The 7,325-nt window shown below is 72.2% G+C and carries 5 protein-coding genes and 2 pseudogenes; 3 read left to right on the top strand and 4 right to left on the bottom strand.

What is annotated here, in order from left to right; translation table 11 throughout:
- A pseudogene (locus AC0CYZ_RS07120) lies at nt 1–268 on the top strand (hypothetical protein); the annotation flags it as partial.
- Between the two features lie 176 nt (nt 269–444).
- Here AC0CYZ_RS07120 and AC0CYZ_RS07115 read toward each other — a convergent pair.
- The 4 genes from AC0CYZ_RS07115 to AC0CYZ_RS07100 all read right to left on the bottom strand — a co-directional run bounded on the left by AC0CYZ_RS07115 (nt 445) and on the right by AC0CYZ_RS07100 (nt 5,910).
- The gene (locus AC0CYZ_RS07115) at nt 445–1,722 is read right to left on the bottom strand and encodes an alpha/beta hydrolase family protein (RefSeq protein WP_472213716.1); all 1,278 of its coding nucleotides are present in this window, start codon (nt 1,720–1,722) and stop codon (nt 445–447) included.
- A gap of 11 nt (nt 1,723–1,733) precedes the next feature.
- On the bottom strand, nt 1,734–2,333 hold the full coding sequence (locus tag AC0CYZ_RS07110) for a hypothetical protein (RefSeq protein WP_472213714.1): 600 nt from the start codon (nt 2,331–2,333) through the stop codon (nt 1,734–1,736).
- 41 nt (nt 2,334–2,374) lie between these two features.
- Nucleotides 2,375–5,020, bottom strand: coding sequence for an AAA family ATPase (locus AC0CYZ_RS07105; protein ID WP_472213712.1), 2,646 nt, complete (start codon nt 5,018–5,020; stop codon nt 2,375–2,377).
- A gap of 233 nt (nt 5,021–5,253) precedes the next feature.
- Nucleotides 5,254–5,910, bottom strand: a complete 657-nt coding sequence (locus tag AC0CYZ_RS07100; protein ID WP_472213709.1) for a TMEM175 family protein — start codon at nt 5,908–5,910, stop codon at nt 5,254–5,256.
- A gap of 290 nt (nt 5,911–6,200) precedes the next feature.
- Here AC0CYZ_RS07100 and AC0CYZ_RS07095 point away from each other — a divergent pair, with 290 nt between their 5' ends.
- Nucleotides 6,201–7,106, top strand: coding sequence for an LLM class F420-dependent oxidoreductase (locus AC0CYZ_RS07095; RefSeq protein WP_472213707.1), 906 nt, complete (start codon nt 6,201–6,203; stop codon nt 7,104–7,106).
- Between the two features lie 39 nt (nt 7,107–7,145).
- Nucleotides 7,146–7,325: pseudogene (locus tag AC0CYZ_RS07090) on the top strand (PrsW family intramembrane metalloprotease); the annotation flags it as partial.

Raw genomic sequence — 7,325 nt, 5'->3', positions numbered from 1 at the left:
GCTCCGCCGCTTCGAGGCACGGGCCCGGGATCCCTACCGCGGCTGGAAGCTCACCGCCGAGGACTGGCGCAACCGCGACCGCAGGCCCGCCTACGAGGTAGCGGTGGAGGAGATGCTGCGCCGCACCGAGTCACCCGCCGGCGCCTGGCACGTCGTCGCGGGCGAGGACAAGCGCTGGGCCCGGGCCGAGGTCGTACGCGTCGTCTGTACGGAGATCGAGGCCGCGTTGCGGATCCGGGGGATCGACCCCGATCCGCCCTTGTCCTGACCCGACGGACGCCGACGCCGACGCCGCCGGTCGCGGATCGCGCACTCGCCGTCGTCAACGCCGGCCGTCGCTCCCGCCGAGCACGCCACGGCCCACACCCGCTGGGCGGCGCGCCGCGACCGGCTGCCCATCGTCCACGTCACCAGGCGCGGCCGGTCCGTCACGCCCGGGCCCGCTCAGGCCCTGGCCGAGATCTGTTCGTCCATCCAGTCGAACATGCGCTGTTCGGTGAGCTCGCGGGCCAGGGGCTGGCAGTGGTAGCTGGCGCCTTCCTCCTGGGTGAAGCGGGCGTGGGTCGCGGTCGGGACCAACGATGCGAGCTCGGCGGGTTGACCGGCGAAGAACTGGTCGCCGTCGGCGTCTATGACATAGAGCGGGGTGGTGATCTGTCCGGCGACGTCGCGGAGGTTGTACCGCGCCACGGCGTCGAGCCCGGCGGAATAGCTGGACACTCCGTAGGGACGGGAGCGGAACTCCCAGCGCAGCTTCCCGGTGTGGGTCCCGGGGAGGTGGAACGCCAGCGCCATCTCCTTGTCGAACCGCTCCTTTTCGCCCTTCTCGTAGGTGGCGAGCAGCCGGTGGGGGATGTACTGCGCCCACGACCGGTATACGTCGACGACCCCGCCGTCGGCAATCGCGGCGGCGAAGCGGTGCTCGAACGCGAGGGCCCGGGGCACCCAGTACCCCGCTTGGCTCACGCCGTAGAGGCAGAGCCGGTCGGCGTCGACGTCCTCGCGGGCGAGCAGGAGGTCGACGACCGGGGTGATGACCTTCTCCCAGTCAGGCCGGAACGGGATGCCGCGCTCGAAGAGCATCGACTGCTGTCCGGGCCCCTCGAAGACCACGACGTTGTAGCCCCGCTCCAGGGCGCCCTCGGCGCCCTCGGCCCACACGCCGGTGATGGCTTCGTCGCTGCCGAGGTTCATGACCAGCGTCGGTCGCGCCGCGTCGGAGGCGTCCGGGCGGAAGATCCAGCCGGGCATGCTGGCGCCTTCGTAGGGGATGTCGAGGCGCTCGACCGGCCGGTCGGTGGTGGCCAGGAATCCGTCCCACATGGCCCGGTGGCGGCGGAAGGTCGGCAGCAGCGCCTCGTCGTCGGCGAGCGCAGAGACCGCGTTGACCGCGACGGCGTAGTAGTTGGCCGCGCGCAGGTACGCCCGGGCGGCGCTGACCCGGTGCCCGCGCCGGGCGCTGGCGTCCGCGACGGCGGCGATGCGGTCTCCGAGCGCCACCCAGGCGGTGAACCAGCCGTCGTGGTCGTTGGGCCTGATCGGGGCGATGGTGGCCAGGACCTCGCCGATGTCGGCGCCGCCGCGGGTGGCCTTGCCCAGCAGCGTGCGGACGCTGAAGTCCCAGTCGTCGTCGTAGAACCCGGCGGTGTAGACCTCGTGCGAGGTCGTGCCGCGATGGTCGAGTTGATCGACGGTCCGGGCGGAACCGGTTGACTCGCTCATGGTGGTCACGATCAGTTCCTTTCGTGCTGGGGGGCGTGCTCGCCGGCTCGGTCGGCGACGCGGCGGGTGTAGGCGATGACGCGCAGCAGCGCGAGGATCGGCACGACCCAGGCCACGAGAAGCCGGATCACCGGGTGGACGTGCGCCACCTCGAGGTAGGCCGACACCAGGTGGCAGGCCCCGAGCACCAGAACCGCGTAGCCCCAGGCGAGACTGATACGGCGGTTGATCTCGAGGAACGCGGGGCTGTGCCACTCCGAGGCCGGCGCCATCGCCCGCGCGAACTGCGCGGTGAACGGCATCGACGTCGCGGTGGCCACGATGACCAGACCGAGCAACAGCGAGGCGACGCCGCGGCCGTAGAGCTTGAGCAGGTCGTCGACGGGCGGACTTGCGAGGAAGCCGAGGACTGCGACGACCAGCAGGATCACGCTCTGCGTCACCGGCAGCAGCTTGAGGCCGCCCCGCGCGGTCATCGCGGTCACGACCAGGGCGGCGACCAGGCCGACGGTTGCCGCCCAGCCCACCGGGACCAATCCGGCGAGCACGGAGAACAGGACCAGCGGAACGAATCCGATGGCGATCTTGAACGGGTTCACGTTCTCGAGCATCGACCGGACCACGACGTGTGCGACTGGTCGGAATGGACAGTTCAGCGGCCGCGGACCAGCCGGGTCAGCTCGTGCCGGGTCGTCGTGCCGGTCTTGGCGTAGGTGTTCGACAGGTGATGGGCGACGGTGCTGCGGGTGACGAACAGTTCCTCGGCGATCTGGGTGTAGCTCAGCCCCTCCAGCAGGAGGGCCACCACCTCCCGCTCCCGCTCCGAGAGCCTCGCGAGCGGGTCGGTCGTGGTGTCCCCGGGGGGAAGCAGCGCCGCTCCAGAGCGCCCGCCGTCGAGGGCGTTCAGCGCGGCCGACGCGCGGGCCCGGGTCGCGGCGGCCGTCGGGCCTCCCTCGCGAGCGGCGGCGTCGGCGGCGTCGACCCAGATCAGCGCCTCGAAGCTCGCGAGGTCCGCGAGACCCTCGCGGGCGGCGTCGGTGAGCGAAGCGGCGAGACCGGCGCCGGACGGGTCACGCGCCCCTCGGGCCAGGGCCCGCAACCAGGTGATGGCTCCCCGTCGCCACGGGCCGCGGCGCAGCTCCCCGAGCGCGTCGGCCCACGCGTCGGTGGCCTCGGCGTCGCCCGCCCAGGCGGCGCCGAGCCCCATTGCCAGCAGCCAGAGATAGGGCACGACGCCGCGGCTCTGCGTGCTCGGGTCCCCGAAGTCGGCGATGCGCTGGTCGCGCCACTGCCGCCGTTGCGCCGGTGTGCCGGCGTAGGCCAGCGCGGCCACCTCGGCGATATCGCCGGCCTGCAGCGCCGAGGGCAGCGGCCCGGCCAGGCGCGCCTCCCGGCTCCTGGCGAGGCTCTCCGCGAGACCGTCGCCGGCCACGACCGCGGCCAGCGGTGCCGTCGCGAGCACGACCGGATGGGCTTCGCCGCGGGGTATGGCCCGGGCCAGGTCGATGTTGATGGAGGCTCGCTGCCACTGCCCGGCGAACCAGTAGGCGAACCCCAGCAGTGCGTGGAACGCGCCGTCGCCGAGGGCCATCGTGCCGTCGTCGATGCGCGCGGTGACCACCGACAGGTCGCCGATCGCCTTGCTCGGTGAGCCGGTGAGCGCATAGGAGGATCCTCGATAGGCCAGCTGCACCAGCCCCTCGGGCGAACCCGCGAGCGCAGCGCGGTCGGTGGCCATGATCTCGTGGAAGCCCCACAGCTCGTCGCGCCGGTCTGTCACGGCCTGCATGGCCTGCCCGTAGGCGAAGGTGAACAGCCCGTGCAGGGCGTCGTCGCGCACCGGCGACGCCGCGGCGGCCCGCAGCGGCTCCACCGCGTCGCGTGTGGGACGGCCGGCCGCGATGGTGGTCCACCCGCGCAGCACGCGTGCCCGGTAGCGGTTCACGGGGTCGAGGTCGGCGAGGTGGTCGGGGTAGAGCCGGTCGAGGAGCCGAGCGGCCCGCAGCCACTGCTTGTCGGTGGTCAGCCGCATCGCCTCGACCAGGAGCTCCGCTGGGCTCTGCGGATCACCGAAGGACACCTCGTCGTAGTCTTCGGCGAGGGCGGCCTCGAAGTCGGCGTCGAGGCGGCGGCGTTCGCGCTCGCCGGCGTCCGCGGAGGCGCCGGTGGCCCGTCGCCGGAACTCGACGGCCTCGCGGTAGCGGCGGTCTGTGTGCAGCGCGTCGGCGTACCGTTCCAGGTCGCTCGCGAGGCTCTCGTCCGCCTCCGCGGTCGCCGCGAAACGGTGCCGCAGCCGGGCGCCCGCGTCGGTGACCCGGGCGGCCGCGGCGCGGTGCAATCGGCTGCGCAGGGAGCCCGGGACGACCTCGTACACCGCCGCCCGGATCAGGGCGTGGGAGATGCGGACCTGCGGGAGTGTCGCGGTCCGGTCGAGCCGGACCAGTCCCTGCTCGCGGAGCACACCGACGACGGTGCTCCCGTCCGAGACGTCGCTGACCGCCGCGGCCGTCGGGATGTCGGTCCACGCATCGCCGAGTACGGCGAGGCCGTAGAGCATCCGGGCGGCGTCCGGTGACAGCTTCGTCAGCCGGGCGGCGACCGTCGCGACCAGATCGGCCGGGGCGGGCAGCTCGCCGCGCGCGGCCAACGCCGTCAGTTCCCGCGACGAGTGCTCGCGCAGCAGTGCGCGCAGATACAGCGGATTCCCCTCGGTGTGGACCCGCAACTGCTCCGCGAGCCCCTTCGGCGCGTCGGGGGCCAACTCGGTCACCAACTCGGCCGCGGCCTCGTGGTCCAGCCCCGTCAGACGCACTGTGGCGGTGCTCGGCGCGTCGGCGAGCGTCCGCCACGCGGGGTGGCGCCGGCCCAGTGGGCGGTGCGCGGCCACAACGAGCAGCCGGTCGCCCGCGGCCCGGTGGAACAGAGCTGCGACGGTGTCGACGGACTCGGGGTCGATCCACTGCAGGTCGTCGATGAGCAGCGCCACCGGCCCGCGACGTTGCACGGGCTCGAGGTACCGGGCGAGCAGCCGCGACGCGGCCACCGCGTGTGGCGGCGTCGCGTCGCCGTCGGCCAGCACCCGCCACTGCTGCAGCAGCTGGAACCGCTCGTCCTGGGCGTACTCCTCACCGAAACCCCGCAGGACCTGGAAGTCCTCCAGGCGGTTCGCCGTCTCACCGAGCAGGGTCGTCTTCCCGAGGCCCGGCTCGCCCTCGATCGGCACGACGGTGGGCGTCCCGGCCCGAGCCGCGTCCATCGCGGTCTCCAGGACCTCGACCGTCCCCCTCGGCCATCGCACAGGCCACACCTCGGCGCACATCTGAACATCGACGGGCGACCGGGCCGCCCCTCGCAGGCGATGACCGATCAGGCTAACCACACTCGCGATCAGGAGGAAGCCGTCACCGGGAAGCGCCAGCAGTTCGCGTAGGAGCTTCGTGCGGCGGCGGAGCCGGCTCGATCTCGCTCACACCGACGCACGGCATGGACCACTCACACCGTGGTGGAGCGTTCGCCGCCGTTCCGAGAACCTCACAGCTGACGATCGATCACCGGGGCCACGAGCCTTCCCAGGAGCGGCGTCGTCAGGAGGAGCAGCAACGGCCAGTACCCCCATGACGGAACCACGAGCGTCACGACGAATGCCACGAGCAGGGCACCGGAGGTACCGGCTGCGGCGGCATGGCGCACTGCAGGCCGAGCTGCTCGGGGAAGTGTGCGACCGACGAGCAACGTCAGGACGGCGAGCAGGACGCTGCTCGCCAGCAGCGAGCCGACGTAGAAGCGCAGGGTGAACGGGTCGTCCCGGAAGGTGCCGACCATCTCGGTGGAGAAGGGCAGCACCGCGATGGTGAACAGCCACACGGTGTTCCACCGGATCAGGGTGGGGCTGGTTTGCTCGGCGAACCCGAAGAGGCGGTGGTGTGCTGCCCAGAAGCTTCCGATGACGGCGAAGCTCAGGACGAAGCCACCGATCGGCACGAGGTTCTCGCTGATCACCTCCCAGCTCGATCGCCCGGCCGCCGCGGATCGAGGCACTAGGTCGACGAGGGGGAGCACGAGCAGGGTGATCGCGATCGCCACCACTCCGTCGCTGAAGGCCAGCAGCCGTCCCGGCCCGGGGCGCTCCCGCGGACGATCGAGCGTCTCGGTACTCCCGTTCGGTCCGCTCGGATCGGAGTAGTTCATGGCAGCTCCGTCGTCTGGTCGGGTGCCTCGCCGGCGTGACGTCGTCCTGGTAACGACCGACCCATGGGTGTCGGACAGCTCGTCCCGACCTAGTCAACGCTGCTCCTGCGGCGCGGCGACTGTCCATTTCGACCAGGTGCCGATCGGCCGGACTCGACGACGCTCGACCATGACTCCTCGGAGGCCACCACCTCGGTGATCCCTTCGCCCGCCCAGCGGCGTCCCGGTCTGCGCCCCTCGGAGCCCGCGAGGACCTGGCTCGACAACCCATCAAGAAGGACGATCGGCGAATGCACCTCGGTCTGCACGCTCTCGGGATCGGTGCCGGCGCCCGCCGCGACGTCATCGACGCGGTGGCCGGGGCCGCGGAGACGCTCGGCTTCACCACCCTGTGGTCCGGTGAGCACGTCGTCATGGTCGACCAGTCCTCGTCGCGTTATCCGTACGCCCCCGACGGGCAGATCGCTGTCCCCCCGACGGCGGACTGGAACGACCCGATGATTGGCCTCAGCTTCGCCGCGGCCGCCACGTCGAGGATCGGTCTCGCCACCGGGGTGTTGTTGCTCCCCGAGCACAATCCGGTCCTGGTCGCCAAGCAGGCCGCCACGCTCGACGCGCTCTGCGGAGGGCGCCTGACACTCGGAGTCGGGGTGGGGTGGTCGCGCGACGAGTTCGACGCCCTCGGCGTGCCGTTCGCGCGGCGGGCGGCGCGCACCGCGGAGTACGTCGCCGCCATGCGCACGCTGTGGGGCGAGGACGTGGCCTCGTTCGACGGCGAGTTCGTGCGCTTCTCGTCGGTCCGGAGCAACCCGAAGCCTCTGCGCGACCGGCGCGTCCCGGTGGTGCTGGGCGGCAACTCCGACGCCGCGCTGGAGCGCGTCGCGGCCTGGGGCGACGGGTGGTACGGGTTCAACCTCGACGGGACGGCCGAGGTCGCCGACCGGCTCGCCGTCCTCCGCCGCGCGTGCCGAGAGGCCGGACGTGACGCCACCGGGCTGCGGTGTGCCGTGGCCCTGCGCGAGCCGCAGGTCGGTGACCTCACCGCGCTCGCCGACCTCGGCATCGACGAGCTGGTGATCGTCGACAGCCCACCCACCGACCCGGAGGGGGTACTCACCTGGGTCTCCGCGCTCGCCGAGCGGTGGGGCCGCGGGTACCTGACGCCGCACACCACGAGTCCCGTCCCCGCCCACTGAGCCGTCGCATCGCGCAGATGCGAGAGAGGTGCCTCTGCCATGAACCGTCGTCTGGTCCGCCACGCGTGGGTGCTCGTGCTCGTGGTCGGTATCGCCCTGTTCCTGCTCGACGAGCGCACCATGGTGAAGACCGAGAACCCGAACTTCGTGCCGTCCGCGATCCTGCTCGGCGCCGCCGTCGTGCCCTTCACCTTCGTCACGTTCGTCAAGGGCCGCCGC

Source organism: Actinomycetospora sp., from assembly GCF_055612215.1.
Note: the sequence above shows the minus strand (reverse complement) of the source record. Positions and strands in the feature narration are given on the sequence as shown.